The sequence below is a fragment of the Parasaccharibacter sp. TMW 2.1888 genome (assembly GCF_023167265.1).
Taxonomy (GTDB): Bacteria; Pseudomonadota; Alphaproteobacteria; order Acetobacterales; family Acetobacteraceae; genus Bombella; species Bombella apis.
The window spans coordinates 1119478-1140539 of record NZ_CP030979.1; the positions used below are offsets into that span (position 1 = coordinate 1119478).

Sequence of the window (21062 nt, forward strand, 5' to 3'; positions counted from 1 at the left end):
CTTTGGGGCACCTCGGTTTTATGAGAGAGGTATCAGGCCCTGTTCAGACATCGCCGGGTGATGAAAGTCAGGCTGGTCAGCGTCAGAAGCAGAATGACGGCGAGTGACAGCAGGGCATCCCCGCGTGCGGAGGGCAGAATGAGCAGGATGGCTCCAAGAACGGGGATGAGCACGGCCAGTCCCTTGGCCAGCGGCAGGGCCGTGGCTGTCTGTGACTGCCGGGCCCAGAGCCAGTAGGCGATGGCGATCATGAAATAGATGAACAGGATCAGCCCGCCTGATGAGCCGAGAAGAACGGGATAGAGTGTTTCCGGCGAGCCGATGGCAGCAGCGATGACAGCCAGCTCCAGCAGGGTGGTCAGGCGCAGGGACCAGATGGGGACCTGCCGGTCTGTTTCTTCTGTCAGTTTCTGCGGGGCGAGGCGCAGATCGGCCAGTTCCCGCAAGGTGCGGGACACGACATAGACAGCTGAATTGAGGCAGGAGAGTACAGCGACCAGTGTTACGGCAATGGCGGCGTAGCGGGCCAGCGGAACACGGAGATATTCCAGCACGCTCAGGAAGGGGGACTGCCCTACATGCACACCATTCCACGGCAACAGGGAGATGATGACCAGTACCGACCCGGCATAGAAGAACAGGACCTGCAAAGGGAGGCGCCGCATGGTATGGGCGATGGCCCGCAGGGGGCGGTCACTGTCCGTGGCGGCGATGATGGCAATCTCGCAGCCGGTGAAGGTCTGCACGATCATGGGGACAGCCCCGATGACAGCCCAGCTTCCTTTGGGGAAGATGCCTCCATGTGCGGTGATGTTGTCGAGCGCTATGGCGAAGGGATGACCGGAGAGAGCCAGCCAGCCCAGGCCGAGGGCGATGAAACCGCCCAGAAAGAGCAGTTTGAAAATGGAGAGACCTGTTTCTGCCTGCCCGTAATGGCGCAGGGAGAGACGGTTTATCGTCCAGGCAATGGCAACAAGGACAAGCGCTCCCCAGAGGGGGGCAACGCCTGCCAGCCGTCCGATGATCATGCCACCGGCAACGGCCTGTGCTCCGGCCGTCACGGCCCAGAGGAAGGCATAGCTCCAGCCTGTAATGAAGGCTGCCCTGGGGCCGTTATGGGTGGCGATGTGGGTGATGAAGGACCCCTGCCCCCGTGCGTTGATGGCCAGCCCTCCCAGCAGACGCATCACCAGCCAGACAACGATTCCCGCTGCCAGATAGGACAGCAGGACAGCAGGACCGGCTGCGGCGATGGTGGCGGACGTTCCGACGAACAGCCCCGCCCCGATGATGCCGCCAATGGAGATCATGGCGACATGCAGCCCTTTGAAACGGCTTGCGGCAGGGGCACCGGACGAGGATGACGGTGACGCAGGAGGCTGGCTCATCGGGTACGTTATCCTTTCTGACCGGGGCCATAGGGGCGGTCCCCGATGATGGTGATGCGGTTCATGATCCGCCGGGCGGGGAGATAGTCATTCACGGCATAATGCTGCGTGATGCGGTTGTCCCAGAAGGCAACGTCACCCTCTTCCCACCGCCAGCGGACGGAGAACTCAGGTTTTGTGGCATGACGGGTCAGATAAGCCAACAGGGCAGCGCTTTCTTCGGGGTCCACATCGTTGATTTCGGTCGTGAAGCCTTCACTGACAAACAGCCCCTTTGCTCCCGTTTCCGGGTGGATGCGGACGACAGGATGGGTCACGGGTGGGAAATTGTTGCGTGTTTCAGCCCACTTTTTCCGCTCTTCATCCGTGCGGCCATAACGGGAGACAGGAAAGGAGCGGAGAAAGTCGTGCTGGGCTGTCAGCGTGTCGATGCGCTGTTTTATGCCGTCGGAAAGGGCATCATAGGCAGCGGTACCACTGGCCCAGAGCGTATCTCCCCCGCCTGTTTCCGGGAGGAGGCGGCTGGTCAGCACGGCAGCTTTTGGCGGTTCCTGCTGGAAGGTGACATCCGTATGCCACAGGGCATTGTCCCGCAGGTCGTTCTTGGCGGTATCCAGCACGATGGCTTCCGGCACGTCGGGGACGGTCGGGAATATGGGGTGGAGATGCAGCTTGCCGAAGTTGCGGGCAAAGTCCCGCTGCTGTTTGGGTGTGATGGTCTGTTTACGGAAGAAGAGGACCTGATGGCGCAGAAGCAGCTCGTGGATGTCGTTCTTCTGCGACGGAGACAGGGGTTGTGAAATATCCACATCTTCTACGATGGCGCCGATGGCCGGGCTGAGGGGGATGGCCTTCAGGGTGACCGGGGCACGGTGTAGCGGAGCGAAAGCAGCAGCGGTGGAAGCCATGGTAGGAACTCCATAAAACGAATTATGATAGTCATTTTATAAAACAACATATCCTAATGTCATAATGTGGTATTTCATCTTATTTGAAAGTGAAAAATGTCATTTTGAGTAAATTTTTTCATAACATACTGTTTTATATATATTTTTGTGAAGTGATCCTGCTGGGTGAAAGGCCTGGTAGCGTGTTTTTTCCAGTTCTCTATAAACAACTATATTATTTCGTATTAATTGATGGCCCGGTTATTGTGGCATGCGATGGGGGACCGGCTCCCCATCGGGCCATGTGGGAGTGCCGTAAGGGCATGGATGATATGCATTAATGGATGCTGAATGAAAAAGCGCTGAAGACTGCGGAGCATGATGGAGTCGATGACGGGAAACAGTAATGGAGTGGCAGAGGGCAGTAGTTAATTTGATATAAATCAAAGACCTTTCATGCAAAGAGAGTAGCGTGACAACAGACACCTTTATCTGAGGAGATGACAGATGGGACGGATTGCTGGAAAGATTGCACTCGTGACAGGCGCCGGCAGCGGCATTGGCAAGGGGATTGCCAAGGTTCTGGCCAAGGAAGGTGCCAAGGTCATCGTGGCTGACCTCAACCCGAAGGGTGGTGAAGAGGTTGTGGAAGAAATTCGCAAGGCTGGCGGCAAGGCCTGCTTCCTGCCCCTGAACGTGGCCAAGGAAGACGAGTGGAAGAAGACGATGGCTGCCATCAAGGAACATGATGGCCGTCTGGACATTGTCGTCAACAACGCTGGCATCGCCTATGACGGGACCATCGAGAGCACGTCTCTGGAGGATTGGCGCCGTGTGCAGTCCATCAATCTGGATGGTGTGTTCCTCGGCACCAAATATGCCGTCGAGATCATGCGGGAGCTGAATGGCGGTGAGGGCGGTTCCATCGTCAACATGTGTTCCAGCTCTGCACTGGTTGGTATCCCGAATCTGGCTGCCTATGGGTCCTCCAAGGGCGGCGTGAAGATGCTCACCAAGTCTGCTGCCCTGCATTGTGCCCGCAGCGGGTACAAGATCCGCATCAACAGCGTCTGCCCGGGTTACATCCAGACACCGCTGGTTGATGAGCTGACCCGTACCGACAAGGCCGCCTATCAGCATCTGGTGGACATCCATCCGGTCGGTCATCTGGGCACGCCGGAAGACGTGGCCTACGGTGTTCTGTACCTGGCCTCTGACGAATCCAAGTTCGTCACGGCAACCGAGCTGGTGATCGACGGTGGTTATACCGCCGAGTAAGGCGCAGGGCCGAAGCAGGCCCGCGAGTCTTTAAAAAAAGCCTCCGTTCCCATGCCGGGAACGGAGGCTTTTTTCATCGCTGCATGTCTGCCAGCCGGAGAGTAGCCTACGGTCTGGCAGGCGGGATCAGGTCTCTCAAAGGCCGGAGAACAGAGCCGTTGAAAGGTAACGCTCGGCAAAGTCAGGCACGATGGCTACGATGGTCTTGCCAGCCCATTCGTCTTTTTTGGCGAGCTCCATGGCGGCAAACAGGGCTGCCCCAGCGGAAATGCCAATGGGCAGACCTTCCGTGCGGGCGCAGAGGCGGGCTGTTGTCAGGGCATCATGCTCGGTGACGGGGATGACCTTGTCCAGCGCACGGATGTCCAGCGTATCGGGCTTGAAGCCCGGGCCAAGCCCCTGGATGCCATGCGGGCCAGGATCGTCACCATTGAGGACGGCACTTTCGGAGGGCTCAAGACCAAACACTTTCAGCCCTTCCTTGCGTGGCTTGAGAGCATGGGCAATGCCGGACGCCGTTCCCCCAGTACCCAGACCTGCCACGACGGCATCCACGGCACCGGCCGTGTCTGTCCAGATTTCCTCAGCGGTTGTCTCGGCATGAACCTTCGGATTGGCTGGATTCGTGAACTGGCTGGGCATCCAGGCATTTTCGGTTTTTTCAAGGATCTCCTGTGCCTTGCTGATGGCCCCTTTCATGCCCTGCGGGGCGGGGGTCAGCTCCAGGGTCACTCCCATCAGGGCCAGCATTTTACGCCGCTCCATCGAGGCGCTTTCCGGCATGGTGACAATCATCCGGTAGCCCATGGAGGCTGCCGCAAAAGCGAGGCCGATGCCGGTATTGCCGGATGTCGGCTCCACGAGAACGGACTTGCCCGGTGTGATCAGTCCCTTTTCCTGTGCTTCCCGCAGCATGGCCACGCCGATCCTGTCCTTGACGGAGGCCAGAGGGTTGAAGAACTCCAGCTTGAGCAGCAGGTTGGCTTTCAACCCTTCCTTTTCTGTCAGTCGGGGAACGGCCACCAGCGGAGTGCCGCCCACGACTTCCATGAAAGAAGGATAGACATGCCCACGGGGGGCTGCGAACGGGGTCGTGGAAAGAGGGAAAGGAAAATCTGATGAGCGAGGTTCTGTCATCGTTGGTACTCCCTGCCATGATGAATGTAAGAACAAGACTAGCAGGTCTGCCCGGTATTCGTCATGTCGCTTTGGAAAGACTGGAGAAGAAACGGTAAAGGATCGCGAAACATTCGCATAATTTTCTTTCTTATAACGCGAGATGGGCTAAAAGGAGGCTGACGCTTTGATGGCTGAAGAGTGAATGATGTATCTGAAAAACGATCGTATCCTGACGGCCCTGTCCATCATGCTTGATGTGGCCTTTTATGCCGGACGGTCCGGGGTCGTGAGTGGCGCGGACATAGCCAGGCGCAGCGGTCTGTTGAGGCGTGGAATCGAGCCGGTGCTCCAGGCTCTTTCACGGGCGGAGCTTCTGGACAGTGTTCGTGGGCCAAAAGGGGGATACCGGCTGGGACGGTCCCCACGGGTGGTCAGCCTCCACGAGATTGTCTGTGCTGTTGGTGTGCGGGACCAGGTGGCTGCCTTGCAGGAGCGGGATGGCAGTCCCCTCCAGTCTTTGGTGATTGCACCATTGTGGGCTGATCTGAATGAAGGAATCAAGGATCGGCTTTCAGCGATCACCTTGGCTGATCTTCTCCAGAAGGCCGAGCGTGAAGGGCTGGAGCGGCCCAGACAGGCGCCCATTTCCTTCACCATATAAGATCCCTCTCTTTTTTGATGAGACTGCTTCTCCATGTCCGGACAGCATTTCTGCTGATTCCGGAGGGGCTCTGTCATGTCGGCATCACGAGCTCGCTCGGTCATAATAGAGTGAAAATATGGTTTCATTATGGTTATTATTGGCTTAACAAAAAACTTGTATTAATTTTAATTTTATATTACTTTTCGATGAACATAGTCGCTCTTCTCATTGGACTGTGCCCTTCCGGGGGGGCAGTCTGTTTTCTGGCATTGTTGGGAGGAGAGGACTGCAATGGAGTACGGGTGCGGGGAAAGTCATGCGGAATAAACTTTTCTTTACAGCAGCTTTGTTCTGTGTGGAGGTAACGCCTTTCGGGCCTGTCTTTACGCCTGTCCAGGCTGCGGACACGGTCTCGGCGGCCATGCCGGTATCGATCAATGGTCAGGAGCCGTCCGTCAAGGAAGTGACGAACCTGTCCGATCAGGGGAGCGTCATCAATACGGGCAGCGATATCTATCGTGTCAAAGGAGATGGAACGGATCAGACCTTCTCGGGTTCCATCCGTGGGAGTGCTGATCAGACAGCCGCCATCGACCAGGCCGGTGGTGTTGATGTCAATACGGGCGAGACTGTCAATCAGACGCAGCAGACCCAGCCCAACAACGTGACGTTCACGGGGCAGAATGTCTATAATGGGCGTACGTTTGTCCGTGGTAACGGATCTTTGACCCTGACAGGCAGTGATGGCAAGGTTGGTGGCATCACTTCTGGGGGGGCAACGATAGTTGGCCTGGCCGCCAACGATTCTGGTACGCTGACGGTGGACAAGGATGGCATCCTGCTGCTGCGTGGCCAGACAGACAGTGATGGCAAGGTCATGCAGCCTTATGGTCAGCTGATTGTTGGCAATGGCGATCAGAGCTACGGTGCCAGCGATACGAGGCAGGAAAACCGTCTGATTGTCCAGAATGGTGGCCAGGTGGGTGCCATGACTGTCGCTATCGGCAACCAGGCCTCCGGCAAGGGTGATGTGTCTGTTACCGGGGCAGGCAGCGGTCTGACCGTTGGTGCTGGTGGCATGTTTGTTGGGGCTGATGGCGAGGGCAACCTGTCTGTCACGCAGGGCGGCAAGGCCGTTGTGGGTGGCGATGTGGTTGTCGGTGGCAGTGCTGGCTCCCAGGGTAGCGTGACGGTTGATGGCTCCGGTTCGTCCTTGACAGCCAAGAAGGATGGGGACCAGGCCGTACAGATGGTTGTCGGTGACCAGGGCCAGGGGGCGCTGAATGTCCGGAATGGCGGTACGGTCACCACGGATGGCAATGTCACCCTCGGGAATCAGGCTGGGTCCGTTGGGTATGTGACAGTCGGTGACGGGCAGAATGCCAGTGGCAATGTCCAGTCCAGAATGGATCTGACGGGTAGCGGCGACACGGGGAACCTCGTTGTTGGCCAGCAGGGGACCGGTCATCTGAGCATCCAGAAGGGTGGTGAGGTGACAGCCTATGGCGTGGCCGTTGGTGGCGAGGACACGGACGGGCACCTGGCCTCTAACAGCTCTCTGACTGTTGGTTCTGCCGAAGGTGGTGTGACCCAGCCCGGTGGTCAGCTGAATGTTGGTCAGGGTGGCATGGTCATTGGTGAGGGCAATGGTACAGCACCCCGCTATTATGCCGGTGTGACTGCTGGTGGTACCATCAACAATGCTGGCAATGTTCATATCATGAGCGATGGTCAGCTGCGGGTTGGTGGTGAGGATCAGTCCAATGCCGGGGCAGCAACCGGTACTCTGGTTGCTGGCGACACGAACGGCAGCAGTGGTATCAGCAGTGATGCCACTCAGACGAATGGGACGTCTGCCAAGGAGAATGGTGGCGTGGTCCTGTACGGTAACGGCGTCATCCAGAACCGTCAGGGCAGCGACCTGCATGTGGATTCCAATGTCTATCTGTCCGATGGGACTCCCTCCGGGGAGGCTGTCCGGCATGGGACATTCGATACAAACCAGCAGAGCACCTATCTGACAGGCAAGTTGACGGGGACTGGCGGTCTGACGGCAACAGGCGGCGGTACGCTGTATGTGGCCAATCATGACAACAGCTACCAGGGTGAGACGGTCGTGTCGGGCAAGGACACGACGCTGGCCGTTGCTTCCGGGTATGGTCAGGCGTCTGACAGCAACAATTCTTCTTCTTCCGGGATCACGGTTGAGGATGGTGCCCGTCTGACAGGTAACACAACAGATAATGGGGCTGCTGCCGTCACGACAGTTGCGGCAGGTGGTACCGTTGAGGCTAACTGGAACCAGAGCAGTGGAACCCTGAATATCGGTGCTGCCGGGCATCAGGGGACGGCTCTGGCAATGAATGGCACTGCGGGTCACCAGTCTGTGTTGTCCGTGGGCGCAAGCTCCACACCGGTTTCGTCCAACTCCTACATCACGCTGAACAACGTTCAGGGGTATAGCCGCCAGAATGGTACGATCGATACGACCGGCCGTTCGCTGACAGGCTCCTACCGTCAGCTCAATAGTGGCCTGATCCATGTGAATGGTGATGCCCAGCTGAACAGTGCGACCCTCAATGTTGTGAAGAACGACAATGACCGTATCTATGCAGGGGATGGTTACCGTATCCTCACAGCAACAGGGACGGTCAGTGCCAATCATGACAACGCCCTGACAGGCAATCTGCCAGATGGCCTGTTCGTGTCGCCTTATCTGGCGTTCGAGAATCAGGCCGTGGACGTGGTCTATGCCCGTAATAATGTCTCCTTCAGCAGCGTGGCGGGGAACCAGAACGAGCGTGAAGTTGGCCATGCACTTGATGGCATGGCCAGTGGCAGTAGCGTGGTGCAGGCCATGACAGGCGTCAGTTCTGCTGGTGAGGCCCGTCGTGCACTGGGTAATCTCTCTGGTGACATCCACGCATCTGCCCGGACTGCCCTGATCCAGGACAGCTATCTGCTGGAACAGGCCGTGCTGGACCGTCTGGTTGAGGCAGGCTGTGATGGTGATGGAAAAATGTCCGCCCAGGGGCATTACAATTTCTACACGCGGCGCAAGGAATCCCAGTGCCACAGCGACCACACCATCATGTGGGGTCAGGCTTATGGCAGCCTGGGGCATAATGGTGGCGGCGGGAACGCAAGCCTGCTGCACCATCAGACAGCCGGATTCGTCATGGGTGTGGATACACCAGTTGATGACCGGTGGCGTGTGGGTGGCATGATTGCCTACGGGCATTCCATGTTCAATGCCAATGGGACGAGCAACTCGTCTGGTAACAGCAACAACATCAGCCTGGGCAGTTATGCCGGGTCTCATTGGGGACGCTTCAATCTGCGTCTGGGGGCCTTCTACACCTGGAACCTGATGAACATGCGTCGGCATGTGCAGGTGGCTGATTTTGGTGGCCGGCAGACCAGCAATTACCGTAACGGGACGGCCCGTGCCTTTACGGAGCTGAGCTACAAGTTTGACTTTGACAAGTTCCAGTTTGAACCTTTCTTCGAGGGATCCTACGTCAACCAGTACGCAGGCCGTTTCCAGGAGCATGGCGTGGCTGCCCTGTATGGTCAGTCCAAGGATCGTAGCGTGGGCTTCACCAGCTTTGGTTTCCGTGTGGCACGCAGCTTCCAGATTGGAGAGATGTGGCTGCGGGCCCATGCCATGGGGGCTTACCGCCGTGCCTATGGCAGCCTCGGCTCCAGCAGGACGGAACGTTTCATGGGTGATGGCAGTGGCATGAATGTCAATGGCGTGCTGCTGTCCCGTGATGCTGCTGTGATCAAGGCGGGTGTAGCGGCCCGGGTCACGGATTCTGTGGATCTCGACCTGTCCTACACGGGGCAGTATGGCGAGCATGCCATGGACAGTGGTGCTACAGGGTCCGTCAAAGTGCAGTTCTGACAGGCGTCAGGAATGGATCAGGAAAAAGGCCGTCCATCATGGGCGGCCTTTTTTGTGTCTGCCGTGTCAGGGGGGCGCAGGCTCACCCTGCCAGGCCAGCGTGATAGAGCAGGGTTCCTGCCAGGGTGAGCATGATGGCGGCAGTTACCCCATCCAGAATTCGCCATGAGAGTGGATTGCTGAAAAAGGGACGCAGCACTCTGGCTCCGTAACCCAACAGGGGGAACCAGACAAAACTGGCCAGTACGGCACCAAGCCCGAACCATGAGCGGCTGCCTTCAGGCTGGGTGAGGCTGACAGACCCCATGAGGAGCACCGTATCCAGATACAGATGAGGATTCAGCAGTGTGAAGCCGCAGGTCATGGCAATGACTTTGCGCAGGCTCTGCGGAGGCTGGTCTTCCAGTGTGACAGAGCTGCTGGTTGTCATGTGGCGTAAGGCAGAGAGGCCCTGCCAGATGAGGAAAGCAGCGCCAGCATAGGTCAGGATGTCCGTAAAGAACGGCATGGCGGCGACAACTTTTCCAACGCCGTGGACGGAGGCTGTGATGAAGACCGCATCCACACAGGCGCAGAGCAGGATGATGGGCAGGACATGCTCCCGCTTCAGGCCCTGTCGCAGAATGAAAAGATTCTGGGCTCCAACAGCGATGATGGCAGAGGCGCCAAGGCAGAAACCGGTCATGATGGGGGTGATGATCGTGTGCATGGCCTGTCTATGACAGGCAGGGTATATACAGAACAGCTTATTTTATTTCACTGAATGAAGGAAAACTTCATCATGTTCGATTACGCCGCCCTGACAGCCGTTAGTGCTGTCGTGCGGGAAGGTAGTTTCGAGAGGGCAGCCGCTGTACTCGGGCTGACACCGTCTGCCGTTTCACAGCGTGTCCGTGGGTTTGAGGAACGTCTGGGGGGTGTTCTGGTCATTCGTGGGCAGCCATGTCGGCTGACAGAACTCGGGACGATGCTCTGCCGTCATTTCGACTGTGTCAGGGTGCTGGAGAGTGATCTGGCCGCCCGGCTGGCCTGGCAGGACAGAGGGGCCACACTTCCGGCTACGGTGAAACTTGCCGTCAATGCGGACAGCATCACGACGTGGTTTTCTCATGCCATGATGGCCTTTGCCCGGCAGGACCCTGCCATAACACTGGATATTTCCATTGATGATGAGAGCTGTACGGCGGAGCGGCTGCGGTCCGGGGATGTCATGGCTGCTGTGACGGCATCGTCCGATCCGCTCCCGTGGTGCAGAACGGTCTCGCTGGGGCGTATGGTTTATGTGGCCTGCGCCAGCCCGTCCTTCATGGGGGTGCATTTTTCTCAGGGTGTGACGGCCGAAACCGTGCAGAAGGCTCCCTATCTGCGGTTCGATCGGCGGGATATGTTTCAGGCCCGGTGGGCAGAGGCAGTGTATGGCGTCACGCTGGGTGCCCCCGCCTGCTGGATACGTTCTTCCACAGCGTTTCTGGACCTCTGCCTTCATGGTCTTGGTTGGGCCATGCATCCTCTGCCGCTTGTGGAACATCATCTGCGAAGCGGTGCCCTGGTGGAACTGCCTCCAGCGCACCGGCCTTCCATGCCGCTTTTCTGGTCAGTCCCCCGCCTTTATGGTTCGGCATTGAACCGGCTGAGCCAGAATGTGCAGCGTGTGGCGGCAGAGTGGTTGACTGATTGATCCGGTCTGATCAGGCGTTTTTCCCCTGCTGGCGGCCGAAGCGCTTGGCAAAAGCGAAAATGGCCGTGAAGGCCCGGAAGGGGAGCATGATCCGCCATGAGGGCGAGAAATTGCCAGCAAGAAGCGAGATGATGGCATCCCGCATCCGGAGCGGACTGTTCTTTGGCCGCATGAAGAAGTAGCGCAGCAGCGGGTCGTTGATGCGATAGACGAGCCAGCCGATCAGCCGCATTTCCTGTCTTGTTTTACGTTCAGCCTTGCGGGCCGCCCTGCGCCCCCGGGCTGGATCAAGCAGCCAGGCGCTGGCAACATCGGCGCCGCGGAGTGCTCCCTGCATGGCCAGCATGATTCCTGATGAGAAAACGGGGTCCAGAAAGCCGAAAGCATCACCGATGATGAAATAGCGCTCTCCCCAGGCCTTGTTCCCCTTGTAAGAGTAGTTGCCGGTCGTGGTGAGTGGTGCCAGTGCTTCCGCCTGGCTCATGCGCTCCCGTACGCTGGGGCTGGACTGTACGGTCTTCCAGAAGAGAGTATCCAGCGAGCCACCGTGATTTTTAAAGCTGTCATGGTCCCCCACGAAGCCGACACTCATGATGTCATCCGGCAGGGGAATCATCCAGAACCACCCACCCTTGACGAGATGGACGGAAATATAGCCCTCCATTCCTTCGCCTTCTGCCCGGGGGACATTGCGGAAGTGGCTGAAAATGGCGGCCTTGTTGTTGCGGAGGTCGCTGTATTTCTTTCCATGCTGGCGGAGCATGAGCGTATCCCGGCCGGACGCATCCAGAATGAATCGTGGGGTGAAGAAACGGGGATTTTCTCCATCCGTTTTTGCTTCCACGAGGGGAGCATCCGGTGTCGGGAAGGTGACCTTCGTGACACGGGTTTTTTCAAAGGTCTTTGCGCCTGCTTTGGCGGCATTGCGGAAGAGCAGCTCATCAAATTCTGACCGGCGAACCTGATAGGCATGATCTGCCTGCGGGTCGATGGCGTAACGGAAGGGGAATGAAAGCCGTCCTTCCCCGGTATCTGTCACGAATTCGGCTCCGGGTTTGTAGACCCCCATGGCTGCGACATCGTCCAGCACACCGAGCGTCTCCAGTATGGGCAGGTTGCAGGCCAGCAGGGATTCACCGATGTGGAAGCGGGGATGCTGGTCTTTTTCCAGCATGATGACATCCAGCCCGCGTCGGGCCAGAACGGTGGCAGCCGTGCTGCCAGCGGGGCCACCGCCGATGATCAGGACATCACAGGGGAGAGGGGACTGGGTCATGGTGGTTTATTCCGTTGGGAGCATGACGGTACCCGTTCCGGCCATCAGCAGTCTGGCAGAGGGGGTCCGCAGGGTGAAATCGTAGATCATGCCGCCATGGGCCTGGTGCTTCTGGATGACGGTGATGATGAGGTGCGGCCAGTCGGGATTGTCCAGCCGGTCACAGTGGATCTGGACATCCCGGATACTGGTCAGCCACCCCTGCCGTGCCTCATGGGCTGTCAGCGCGCCATGCAGGGCAGCCGCCTGCATGGCCATTTCCACGCCGGTGACGGGGGGCAGCTGGCCCGCCACCCGGTAGGGGTTGGCCGGGTCGTTATGGAGGTGGGTCGTGGCCTCAAGCTGTGTTTCATCCCAATGGTTCGCAGCATCCAGCAGGCAGCTGGCTCCCTGGTGGGGGATATGGCGGAGGATGGCATCACGGTTGAGCATGGGTCAGCGCAATTGTCATATGGTTGGCCCCGTAGGGCAGGGAAATGGACTGATCCTGCCCGCAGGCAATGGCCTGCAGCAGGGGCAGTATCTGGCCCGCAGGATTGTGGCGGGCCATGTCTGCCAGGCTTTCAGGCAGGGAGGAAAAAGGGTCATGCACATCCCTGCCATTTTTCAGGGACAGTGCAAGCTGGAGTGACGTGTCCCGGCCTGGTGTCAGGATGAGAGCACAGCCAAAGGAGCCCCTGGTCCGCCTGACCGTGCCGAGTGACCCGGGAATGGGCGCATCATACAGGCAGAAGAGAACGGGCTTTTCCTCTGCATGGGCTTCGGCAGCCGCTTTCAGCAGGGCGGCGGGCAGGGTTTCGTCATGCAGCCCCAGTGAGACGGCAGGCTGGTGGCTCTTGTGGCTTATCATCCAGTATCCGGCAGGCGCATTATGGACGGAGTTGTGAAAAAGAGAGGGTGAGACAGCTCCTGCCGGGCTGGCGAGAGACTCCAGAATACGGTTGATGATGAAACCATCGCCGTTGGAGCTGGCAAAGATGGCAGGCAGGTCCCCGGCATGGCACCCAGCCTGCTGGCAGGCTTCCTCGGCACAGAGCATGGCCAGCCGGATGACCTGGCTGGCTCTCCGGCGCTCATTGGCGGGCAGACTGGCGGGTGGGGGCAGTGTCAGGCTGGTTCCGTCATGGGGGGTGTCCCCTCGCAGGACAGGTTTCGCTTCCGCCCAACCATGCAGGCCGTCCCCCCAGCATCCGATACCTGCGATGGAAATGATCATGTCAGTGGTCCGAAGATGAGACTGCTGTTCGTGCCACCAAAACCAAAAGAATTGTTCATGACGAAGTTCAGCTTGCCGTGGCGGGGTGCAAGGAGAATATCACTCTGGAAGAGAGGATCAACCGTCTGACTGTTCATGCAATGTGGTAGATACTGGTCCTGTATGGCTATGGCACAGATCATGCTCTCCAGAATTCCGGAGGCCCCCAATGTGTGCCCGGACCAGCCTTTGGTGGAAGAACAGGGAACGGCCCGGCCGAAGATGGAAGCCATGGCCCTGTCTTCCATCTGGTCATTGGCCGGTGTCCCCGTGCCATGCATGTTGATGTACCCTATGGCCTCTGGTGGCAGGCTGGCCCGGGCCAGGGCTTTTTGTATGGCGAGAGCGGCGCCGCTGCCTGTCGGGTCGGGTGAGGACATGTGGTGGCCATCACTGCTGGCTCCATATCCCAGAAGGCGGAGACGGTAACCGGCTGGCCGGGCAGGGCGTGGCCGGCCATCGGCCCGTTCCAGCAGGGCAAAGCCTGCGGCTTCGCCGATGGAAATACCGCTGCGCCCGGCATCGCAGGGGCGGGTGGGATGGGCCGAGACCAGCCCGAGAGAGGCAAAGCCCTGGAGTGTCATGCGGCAGAGGCTGTCCGCCCCGCCGACAATGGCCGCATCGCAGAGACCGGTAGCCAGCAGGTGGGCGGCATCAATGAAAGCACGGGTAGAGGAGGCGCAGGCGTTGGAGACTGTCAGCATCGGCCCGGTGACATCCAGCCGGGCTGCCACATAGCGTGGCAGGGAGGAGAGGTCCTGCGTGCCGTCATAGGGGAAATCCGGCGGCAGGGCTTCATCCCGGTCTTTGCGGGCAGCATAGGCTTTTTCCGTTGTCAGGATGCCGGATGTGCTGGTGCCCATGACAACGGCAAGGCGATGGCGACCATAATGGGCCCGGGCATCGGCGACAGCCTCCATGAAATCATCGGTCATCAGGGCCATGTCGGCCAGCCTGTTGTTGCGGCAGTCAAACCGGTGCAGGGCTCCTGGCAGCTGATGGTCTTCCACACCGGCAACGCGCCCGATATAGCCATGCCCCGGAGACTGGAACGTGTCAGGCTGGAGGGTCTGGCGCTGTTCCAGCAGACAGGTCCGGGTGGCTTCCATGCCCCGCCCCATGGCGCTGATGGCTGTTCCGGCCGTGATGATCAATGCGGTCATGCGTGGTCTCCCTGCTGGGAGGAGGTTGGGATGGTGCCCATCAGCAGGAAGCTGAAGATCATGGCGAACAAGGCTCCAGAAGAAATGGTGAGACCCAGCTCCCGCAGGAGAGGGGTTTGACAGCTTGCCAGAATGGCAAAGGAGAGAACGGTCATCATGTTGCAGGTCAGCAGGGTGCGGAGTGTCCGGGTCCGCTCAGCGGCATCAAGCTGGGGGCGGCCGAAAAAGAGGGCGTAATCTATGCCAACACCCAGCACGAAGGCCAGTGCCACGATATGGATGATGGAAAAGACAGGGCCGTGAAGGCGCAGCAGGGCCAGCACGCTCAGGCCTGTCAGGCCAAGGGTGAGGGCAAGACGCCCCGTGCAGGCCGGGCTGCGTTGGCAGACGAGCAGCGTAAGCAGGGCAACGGCAATCCCTGTGGCCAGCCAGAAAGCCGCTTTTCGGACATAGGGGCGCAGCAGGTCTCCCACGGCTGTTTTCATGTTGACGAGCAGCAGGTCAGGCTTTTGCTGGTGAAGCCGCTCGAGAGAGGCAGATGCCGCAGGTGAGCGGGGCAGGATGAGGCCATACCACAGACCATGCCGGGCCATGAGCAGCAGATCGATGCGGTGGCCCACGGCTGTATGGGCGATGTCGTCCAGCCCGAGAGGTGGTAGATGGCGGGCCTGTTCCACATCCTCTGGCAGGTTGGCAAAAGCCTCGGGCTGGAAGGGGGAGGCCTGAAGGGCTGTCTGGAGGTTGGCCCGGATGCTGTCCGCTGCGGGCAGGGTGGCCAGCCGCTGCTGCTGGCGGGCTCTGCTGGGCAGCAGGCGGGCCGCATCGTCCATGTCCTGGCTGGCGGGCAGGTGGCCGAGCAGCTCTTCCTCCTGTTGCAGGATGTGTTCACTGTCCGGGGCGTGGACAACGGCAATCAGACCAGGTTGGGGGGAGCCGAGCTGCTCGTGCAGCTGATGGTCCACTTCCAGCAGGGCTGGTGGGATGGGGTTGAGGATTTCCCCCTGTCTTTCGATCCTGAAGGGATGGAGCAGAAGCACGGCCATGGCGGGAGGTGCTACCATAAGGCAGAGCACACGGTAACGGCGGAGTGCCTCCCAGCGCAGCAGCGAGGGGGATATACCCTGATGATGGGCGGCCAGGTCAGCCTGTGTGACCAGATGGGGCAGAATCCAGATAGTGATGCAGGCGGCGGTCAGAATCCCGGTGGCGGAGAAAAGGCCAAGTTCCATGAGGCCGGGCAGACCACAGAAGATCATGCTCAGCAGCCCGACAATGGCCGTGAGGGTGGCCAGTTTCAGGCTGGTGCCAATGCGGCCCAGAACGACAGGAATGGCTTCCCCCCTGTCCCGGTGCCCCAGCAGAAGGACAGGGTAGTCCAGCGACACACCCAGCATGGTCATGCCGAAGCCGACTGCAATGCCATGAACCCAGCCGAAACAGAGCTGGACTACCAGCATGGAGAGGGACAGTGAGAGCAGGAAAGGTACGCCCAGTGTGGCCAGCACCCAGAGAGAGCGGAAGCGCCAGTAAAGGATGCCGACCACAACGAGAAGGGAGAGAAGGGCGAGGCGGTCCATGTCCTGGCGGAGGGACCGGGCGGCGATGAAGGAGAAAGCCGGGGAGCCTGTCAGAAGCAGCTGGCAGTCCCCGCCATGGGGTGGCCTGCTGTTCTCGAAAGCCTGCCGGATGGCCTGGTGCAGGTGTTTCAGCTGTGCGGGGTCGAGTGTCGGCTGGCGAAGCTGGAGCAGCATGAGCGTGGCATGGTGGTCTGCTGTCAGCCAGAGGCCATCCAGGCTGGCGGGGGGTGTGCTGCTTTCCAGACTGGCCAGATAGTCGGCATAGGCGCCGGTCGGGTCTTTCAGTCCGATATCCTCCACCAGCGGAGCCGCCATGGACTGGAGGAGGTCATAAAGCTGGGCAGTATCGGCTTTCAGGGCGTCCGGGGAGAAAAGGCGTGTCCGGTCATGAGGGGCCAGTCCATAACGGTGGGCGAAAAAAAGCGGCTGGTCCTTCTGCCATGAGAGGGAGGCCGGGCCATCCAGAATGAGGCTGAACTGCCCCGTTGCGGCCAGAGCCTCATGGAATCTGTGCCCGGTCTGGAGCAGGCTGGCCGTATCGTTGCCCCTGATGGAGGCGATCATGATGGACTGGGTAGGCCCGTGGTTCAGCTCATCCAGCAGGAACTGGGACGCTGCGTCATGGGGGCGGGGCAGGAAGGCCTGCATCCCCATGCGGAGGGGGATGGCAGAGAATGTTGCCGCCGCCACCATGATGGCACCGAGCAGGGCCAGCAGAAGGGGGAGACGGCGTTTCATGGTGAGGTGATGGCTGTATCGGTCACATCGCCATTGGCCAGGACAAGATGAAGGCTGTCCAGCGAGTTGTTGCGGCCCTGTATCTGGACGAGCCGGACGATCTGGCCGGTGTCGTGTGTGCGGGGTGTCATTGTCAGGGTCCAGCGTCCCATGTCACCCGTGGCGGAGAGCGTGTAATACTGCTGGAGCAGTGCGACATCTCCCTGCAACGGCCCCCGGATTGTGGCGGCCATGACCTGCAGCGCCGGGCTCATGTGTAATGGTACGGCCCGCGCGGGGGTCTGGCCATGGCGGAGCCATGCCGTGTCCCCCTGCATGATGAAACTGTCCTGCACAGGGGTGAGGGTGAGTTTTTCCACCCGATCGGGGGGAATGAAACGGAGTGTTCCCTCGCTGTGAAGTGGCACTTTGAGAGCGTGCAGCTGGCGTGTCTCCGTGAAGTGGTTTTCCCTCTGCGAGACCAGACCAATGTGGTGCAGGATGTTGACAGCCAGAGCCTCCTCCTCTGCGGTGGGCGAGGTGATGGCACTGGCGGCAGGAGGCGACATGGCCGCAGTGTCTGCCTGTGCCTCCCGCCAGAAGAGGGGCAGCACAAGGAGGAAGAGGGGCAGGCATTTCATGATGTCAGAGGCCTTTTTCCCAGAAATCAAAGAAATTGAACCATGCGTAGGGATGGCGCTGGCACAGCTCTTCCATCCAGCGGACATAAGCCTGCATGGGGGAGAGCAGCGCCTCCCGTGCGGGGGCTGGCTCTGTTTCCGGGAGAAGAGTATCAGCCAGACCTGTGCAGGCAATATGGTAGGTGCCATTTTTTTGCCTTATGGCGGAGACGAGCACAACCGGTGCGCCGGTCAGTCTGGCCAGATGGAATGGACCTGCGGGAATGGGAGCTTCCTCGCCCAGAAAGCGGATGGGTATGGAGCGGCCACCATTATGGGCCCTGTCTGCCAGAATTCCGATGAATTCACCGTTCCGCAGGGCCTTGAGGGTTGCCAGCATGCTGTCTGGCTGCCCCAGCTCGATGATGTCGGCATTGAAGCCCGGTGCCAGGGCCTCAATGAAACGGGATGTGGCCCCGATGAAGCGGCGATACATCAGCATGCGGAACGGAACAGAGGCATTCAGGCCGCATTGGCGCAGGGCATCGAATGATCCGATATGCGCCCCCATGATGATGCATCCCCTGTTCTGGTGCAGGGCTTCATGGAGGATGTCCTGCCCGGTGATGTGGAGGTTTTCCCGTGGGAAGCGGCCACTGAGCAGGTATATGCGGTCCAGAGTATTGGTGCTGTAAGCGTGGATATGGCGCAGCACCATGCCCCAGTGAGGACGGCGCAGTGCGCCGGCACGGTGCAGGTGGGACAGGTACTGCCACGAGGCCCGGCGGACCGAGGAATAGACAGCTGCATAATAGAGTGTGGCTGGCCAGCGTAGCAGGGCGGTGACCCGGTATCCCAGATTCAGGGCAACCCATATCAGCAGCCGGATGGTCAGGCTGTTGCCTTTCTCCGGGCGGAGCCATGTGTTGCGCTGCATCAGGGCTGGCTCCCGGCCTGCCCCCGGAGAATGACAGTTCCTTTCAGGGGGCCGGAAAGGTGATGGAGGGTGAAGCGTATCTGTCCATTGCCCAGAGCGCTGGAAAGCAGCTGCATGGGGTCGCCCGGCCGGACGACGGAGAGAAATTTCACGGTGCTGATCGTACGGACGTCCAGCTCCAGCAGGGTGAATATCCGTTCCAGCAGGGTAATGCCCGGTACGGTGGGGTTACCGGGAAAATGGCCGGGCAGGGCCGGATGGCTGGCCGGGATGGAAAAAGGTGGATGGGCCCGTTTCTCCGCATGGTCCCGGATGAGACCTTCCAGTGCCTGTCGTGTCAGTTTGCCGACAGGGTTGCGGGGCAGGCGGGAGAGGCGGACAAGCCGTCGTGGCATGAAGACCGGGTCCACATGCTGGCGGAGGGCCCGCATGATGGCTGTGGTGGTCACCTCGGTTCCCGCAACGATGAAGGCCTGCAGGCGTGTCGGTTCGGGCTGGTCTTCCTTCAGGTCTTCCTCGCTGAACAGGGGAGCAAAGCAGCCGTCCAGGAGGCCATCCGTCTGGAGCAGGGCCTTGTTGAGTGCTCCGTAGGAGGTTCGTTTGCCAGCGATCTTGAGCAGGTCCCCCTTGCGGTCGACCAGATGGAAATGGCGGTCCCCCTGCATGGTGATGACATCATTCAGAGGATGTGGCGTGGCATGGGGAGCCATGCAGATATGGGTCTGGTCATCAGTCGGGTCGGCTGTCAGGGTCAGCCCGTCATAGAGCTGCCACGGATCGGGGCTGACAGTCCGGCGGCTGGCGATGGAACCAGTCTCGGTGGCACCATAAATTTCCATGACTGGCGCATGGAAGCGTTCTTCAGCCTCCAGAGCCAGTTCCCGGGGGAGTGGAGCAGATGCCGAGATGATGCGTTCCAGCCCAGGCAGTCTGGCTCTGGCCGTCGTGAGAGAGCGCAGATGGATGGGGGTGGTGATGAGCGTGTGGGGAGATGGCGTGCTGTCCAGCAGCTTTTCCACATCCCCGGGGAAGAAGCAGGGGCCGCTGGCTGTGGCGGTTGGTGTATGCAGGCTTTGCAGGATGAGTGTCTCAAAACCGTACATGTGGTAGGGGGGTACGGTACCCAGCAGGGTTGTCCCGTCTGGACGGGACGGTGCCAGAAGGGGCAGGGCAGCATGGCTGCGGGCAACCAGTTCTCCCCAGCGTTTTTTATGGACTTTGGCCTGCCCGGTACTGCCGGATGTAAAGACATGCGCTGCTTCGTGCCCCGCAGGCAGCTGGATGTTGTCCTGACGGGATGATGTCAGTTCGGCAAGGGGGGGCAGGGTCAGGCTGGCCAGGGATTCAGGCAGGGACGGCCCCGTGCAGAGGGCTCCATGGGCCTGTTGCAGGGCCATGAGCTGGGAAACGGCATGATTGCTGGAGAGCAGGCAATACTGCCCCTTCATCATGGCGGCCAGAAAGACGAGCGTGAACTGGACCAGATTGGTGTGCAGGTTGATGATGGGGCGCTCTGGCAGCCGCTCGGCCAATGCCCAGGCATGGGACAGAAGCTGCGTGCCGCACAGAGGCCCCGCAGCCGTATGGAAGACGGGGCGGCCCGGCGTCGTGATGAGGGACAGATCAGGCAGGGCAGGCATCAGCCCGGACGGTGTGTGCTGATATGGTGTGCAAGAGACCGGAGGGAGTGAAAGATCTTGCGGTTGTCATCATCATGTGATTCCAGCTTGATCCCGTATTGTGTGTTGACCATGAGGGCTATTTCCAGCACATCGATGGAATCCAGCCCCAGCCCTTCACCAAAGAGGGGCATTTCGGGATCAATGTCCAGGGGATCCATGTCCAGCTGGACGGCCTCTGTCAAATGGGCAGCCAATTCACGTTCCAGAGGCGTCTGATCGTGAGAAGCGGAAACTGTCGTCACTAAGAGGTTAATCCATTGATGATAGGGAAGGTCTATCACAGTTTAGCATCGGGTTTATCCTTCAGCAAGAGGTGGGCAACCCGGTCATGGCGGCTGGTCCTGCTGCTCGGGGGTGTTGGGCTGGTCAGTCTGGTGCCGGAAAGTGCTGACTGGTCCGCAGGCTGTGTCTGTCTTGGCCTGATGATGCAGCTGGCCGCTCTGCTGTCCGGACGGCATCCGGGCTGGTTCGTGTTCGTACCTGTTGCAGGGGTACTGGGGTGGTATGCTCCGGCCCTGTCCAGAGTGTGTGACCAGCTGGCCATTTACGGGTTGATGCTGTGGGGGATGCTGTGGCTGTTTGTCCGCTCTCTCAGGCGGGGGCAGGTCCCATTGGTGACCCGGCTGGCCGGGGCCGTGCATGGGACTCCCCTGCGGGCGGATGTGCAGCGTTATACGGTGGGTGTGACATGGGCATGGAGCATTTTTTTCACTCTTGCCCTGCTGGCCCCTCTCATGTTGTGGCTCTGGGCACCACATGAGAGGGCATGGCGTTGGCCTCTTGAGGGAGGAACAGGCCTTGCGGCGGTCGTTTTCTTTGCTGTGGAGATGATCATCCGCCGTCTCGTCATCCGGCATTATGACCATTCCACCCTGAAGCAGAATTTCATGGCTGGCCGTGCCGTTTTCATGCGGAAGGACCTGAAATGAATGGCA

The 21062-nt window shown here is 59.6% G+C and carries 18 protein-coding genes; 5 read left to right on the forward strand and 13 right to left on the reverse strand.

The features are described 5' to 3' along the window. Positions 1 to 32 precede the first annotated feature (32 nt). Positions 33 to 1388, reverse strand: coding sequence for an amino acid permease (locus DTQ13_RS05130; protein ID WP_086431680.1), 1356 nt, complete (start codon positions 1386 to 1388; stop codon positions 33 to 35). Positions 1389 to 1396: 8 nt separating this feature from the next. Continuing rightward, positions 1397 to 2296 carry a taurine dioxygenase gene (gene tauD, locus DTQ13_RS05135; RefSeq protein WP_248460260.1) on the reverse strand — a complete coding sequence of 300 codons (900 nt, stop codon included), beginning with the start codon at positions 2294 to 2296 and terminating at the stop codon, positions 1397 to 1399. Between the two features lie 486 nt (positions 2297 to 2782). Here tauD and DTQ13_RS05140 point away from each other — a divergent pair, with 486 nt between their 5' ends. Beyond that, on the forward strand, positions 2783 to 3553 hold the full coding sequence (locus DTQ13_RS05140; RefSeq protein ID WP_043561847.1) for an SDR family NAD(P)-dependent oxidoreductase: 771 nt from the start codon (positions 2783 to 2785) through the stop codon (positions 3551 to 3553). 135 nt (positions 3554 to 3688) lie between these two features. Here DTQ13_RS05140 and cysK read toward each other — a convergent pair whose 3' ends face one another. Then, positions 3689 to 4690 (reverse strand): cysteine synthase A, encoded by a 1002-nt coding sequence (cysK, locus tag DTQ13_RS05145; protein WP_043561845.1) that lies wholly within the window; start codon positions 4688 to 4690, stop codon positions 3689 to 3691. Between the two features lie 187 nt (positions 4691 to 4877). Here cysK and DTQ13_RS05150 point away from each other — a divergent pair, with 187 nt between their 5' ends. Both DTQ13_RS05150 and DTQ13_RS05155 read left to right on the forward strand, forming a co-directional pair. Continuing rightward, positions 4878 to 5333, forward strand: coding sequence for an Rrf2 family transcriptional regulator (locus DTQ13_RS05150; protein ID WP_043561842.1), 456 nt, complete (start codon positions 4878 to 4880; stop codon positions 5331 to 5333). Positions 5334 to 5631: 298 nt separating this feature from the next. Continuing rightward, the gene (locus tag DTQ13_RS05155; protein ID WP_248460261.1) at positions 5632 to 9222 is read left to right on the forward strand and encodes an autotransporter outer membrane beta-barrel domain-containing protein; all 3591 of its coding nucleotides are present in this window, start codon (positions 5632 to 5634) and stop codon (positions 9220 to 9222) included. Between the two features lie 82 nt (positions 9223 to 9304). On the opposite strand, the gene DTQ13_RS05160 is transcribed toward DTQ13_RS05155, so the two are convergent. Then, positions 9305 to 9931 (reverse strand): LysE/ArgO family amino acid transporter, encoded by a 627-nt coding sequence (locus DTQ13_RS05160; protein ID WP_248460262.1) that lies wholly within the window; start codon positions 9929 to 9931, stop codon positions 9305 to 9307. Between the two features lie 72 nt (positions 9932 to 10003). Between DTQ13_RS05160 and DTQ13_RS05165 the strand changes: the two genes are divergently transcribed. Then, the gene (locus DTQ13_RS05165; RefSeq protein WP_154980887.1) at positions 10004 to 10900 is read left to right on the forward strand and encodes a LysR family transcriptional regulator ArgP; all 897 of its coding nucleotides are present in this window, start codon (positions 10004 to 10006) and stop codon (positions 10898 to 10900) included. 10 nt (positions 10901 to 10910) lie between these two features. Here the strand turns inward: DTQ13_RS05165 and DTQ13_RS05170 are convergent, their stop codons facing one another. The 9 genes from DTQ13_RS05170 to DTQ13_RS05210 are packed head-to-tail and all read right to left on the reverse strand — an operon-like array spanning position 10911 to position 20369. After that, positions 10911 to 12176 (reverse strand): NAD(P)/FAD-dependent oxidoreductase, encoded by a 1266-nt coding sequence (locus tag DTQ13_RS05170; RefSeq protein ID WP_043561835.1) that lies wholly within the window; start codon positions 12174 to 12176, stop codon positions 10911 to 10913. Positions 12177 to 12182: 6 nt separating this feature from the next. Next, positions 12183 to 12608, reverse strand: a complete 426-nt coding sequence (locus tag DTQ13_RS05175) for a hypothetical protein (RefSeq protein WP_043561832.1) — start codon at positions 12606 to 12608, stop codon at positions 12183 to 12185. Beyond that, entirely contained in the window at positions 12595 to 13392 is a 798-nt protein-coding gene (locus tag DTQ13_RS05180; RefSeq protein WP_248460263.1) for a beta-ketoacyl synthase chain length factor, read from the reverse strand. The genes DTQ13_RS05175 and DTQ13_RS05180 overlap by 14 nt, the downstream gene beginning before the upstream one ends. Next, positions 13389 to 14594 carry a beta-ketoacyl-[acyl-carrier-protein] synthase family protein gene (locus DTQ13_RS05185; RefSeq protein ID WP_103765731.1) on the reverse strand — a complete coding sequence of 402 codons (1206 nt, stop codon included), beginning with the start codon at positions 14592 to 14594 and terminating at the stop codon, positions 13389 to 13391. The genes DTQ13_RS05180 and DTQ13_RS05185 overlap by 4 nt, the downstream gene beginning before the upstream one ends. Then, the gene (locus DTQ13_RS05190) at positions 14591 to 16909 is read right to left on the reverse strand and encodes an MMPL family transporter (protein ID WP_248460264.1); all 2319 of its coding nucleotides are present in this window, start codon (positions 16907 to 16909) and stop codon (positions 14591 to 14593) included. Before DTQ13_RS05190 ends, DTQ13_RS05185 begins: the two co-directional genes overlap by 4 nt. Continuing rightward, positions 16906 to 17529, reverse strand: a complete 624-nt coding sequence (locus DTQ13_RS05195) for a LolA-related protein (protein ID WP_086431687.1) — start codon at positions 17527 to 17529, stop codon at positions 16906 to 16908. The genes DTQ13_RS05190 and DTQ13_RS05195 overlap by 4 nt, the downstream gene beginning before the upstream one ends. Before the next feature lie 4 nt (positions 17530 to 17533). After that, positions 17534 to 18445 carry an acyltransferase gene (locus DTQ13_RS05200; RefSeq protein WP_248460265.1) on the reverse strand — a complete coding sequence of 304 codons (912 nt, stop codon included), beginning with the start codon at positions 18443 to 18445 and terminating at the stop codon, positions 17534 to 17536. Beyond that, entirely contained in the window at positions 18445 to 20085 is a 1641-nt protein-coding gene (locus tag DTQ13_RS05205; RefSeq protein ID WP_052349227.1) for an AMP-binding protein, read from the reverse strand. Before DTQ13_RS05205 ends, DTQ13_RS05200 begins: the two co-directional genes overlap by 1 nt. Then, a complete protein-coding gene (locus tag DTQ13_RS05210) occupies positions 20085 to 20369 on the reverse strand; it encodes a phosphopantetheine-binding protein (RefSeq protein WP_043561817.1) in 285 nt (94 codons plus the stop codon). The genes DTQ13_RS05205 and DTQ13_RS05210 overlap by 1 nt, the downstream gene beginning before the upstream one ends. A 15-nt stretch (positions 20370 to 20384) precedes the next feature. Here DTQ13_RS05210 and DTQ13_RS05215 point away from each other — a divergent pair, with 15 nt between their 5' ends. Next, positions 20385 to 21056 (forward strand): hypothetical protein, encoded by a 672-nt coding sequence (locus DTQ13_RS05215; RefSeq protein WP_248460266.1) that lies wholly within the window; start codon positions 20385 to 20387, stop codon positions 21054 to 21056. Positions 21057 to 21062 lie beyond the last annotated feature (6 nt).

Bases quoted from the DNA above. Each gene is read 5' to 3' on its own strand.
- DTQ13_RS05195 (WP_086431687.1), bottom strand. From the start codon at position 17,529: ATGAAATGCCTGCCCCTCTTCCTCCTTGTGCTGCCCCTCTTCTGGCGG.
- DTQ13_RS05155 (WP_248460261.1), top strand. From the start codon at position 5,632: ATGCGGAATAAACTTTTCTTTACAGCAGCTTTGTTCTGTGTGGAGGTA.
- DTQ13_RS05180 (WP_248460263.1), bottom strand. From the start codon at position 13,392: ATGATCATTTCCATCGCAGGTATCGGATGCTGGGGGGACGGCCTGCAT.
- cysK (WP_043561845.1), bottom strand. From the start codon at position 4,690: ATGACAGAACCTCGCTCATCAGATTTTCCTTTCCCTCTTTCCACGACC.
- DTQ13_RS05170 (WP_043561835.1), bottom strand. From the start codon at position 12,176: ATGACCCAGTCCCCTCTCCCCTGTGATGTCCTGATCATCGGCGGTGGC.
- DTQ13_RS05200 (WP_248460265.1), bottom strand. From the start codon at position 18,445: ATGCAGCGCAACACATGGCTCCGCCCGGAGAAAGGCAACAGCCTGACC.
- DTQ13_RS05190 (WP_248460264.1), bottom strand. From the start codon at position 16,909: ATGAAACGCCGTCTCCCCCTTCTGCTGGCCCTGCTCGGTGCCATCATG.
- DTQ13_RS05165 (WP_154980887.1), top strand. From the start codon at position 10,004: ATGTTCGATTACGCCGCCCTGACAGCCGTTAGTGCTGTCGTGCGGGAA.
- DTQ13_RS05185 (WP_103765731.1), bottom strand. From the start codon at position 14,594: ATGACCGCATTGATCATCACGGCCGGAACAGCCATCAGCGCCATGGGG.
- DTQ13_RS05150 (WP_043561842.1), top strand. From the start codon at position 4,878: ATGTATCTGAAAAACGATCGTATCCTGACGGCCCTGTCCATCATGCTT.
- DTQ13_RS05205 (WP_052349227.1), bottom strand. From the start codon at position 20,085: ATGCCTGCCCTGCCTGATCTGTCCCTCATCACGACGCCGGGCCGCCCC.
- tauD (WP_248460260.1), bottom strand. From the start codon at position 2,296: ATGGCTTCCACCGCTGCTGCTTTCGCTCCGCTACACCGTGCCCCGGTC.
- DTQ13_RS05175 (WP_043561832.1), bottom strand. From the start codon at position 12,608: ATGCTCAACCGTGATGCCATCCTCCGCCATATCCCCCACCAGGGAGCC.
- DTQ13_RS05160 (WP_248460262.1), bottom strand. From the start codon at position 9,931: ATGCACACGATCATCACCCCCATCATGACCGGTTTCTGCCTTGGCGCC.
- DTQ13_RS05140 (WP_043561847.1), top strand. From the start codon at position 2,783: ATGGGACGGATTGCTGGAAAGATTGCACTCGTGACAGGCGCCGGCAGC.
- DTQ13_RS05130 (WP_086431680.1), bottom strand. From the start codon at position 1,388: ATGAGCCAGCCTCCTGCGTCACCGTCATCCTCGTCCGGTGCCCCTGCC.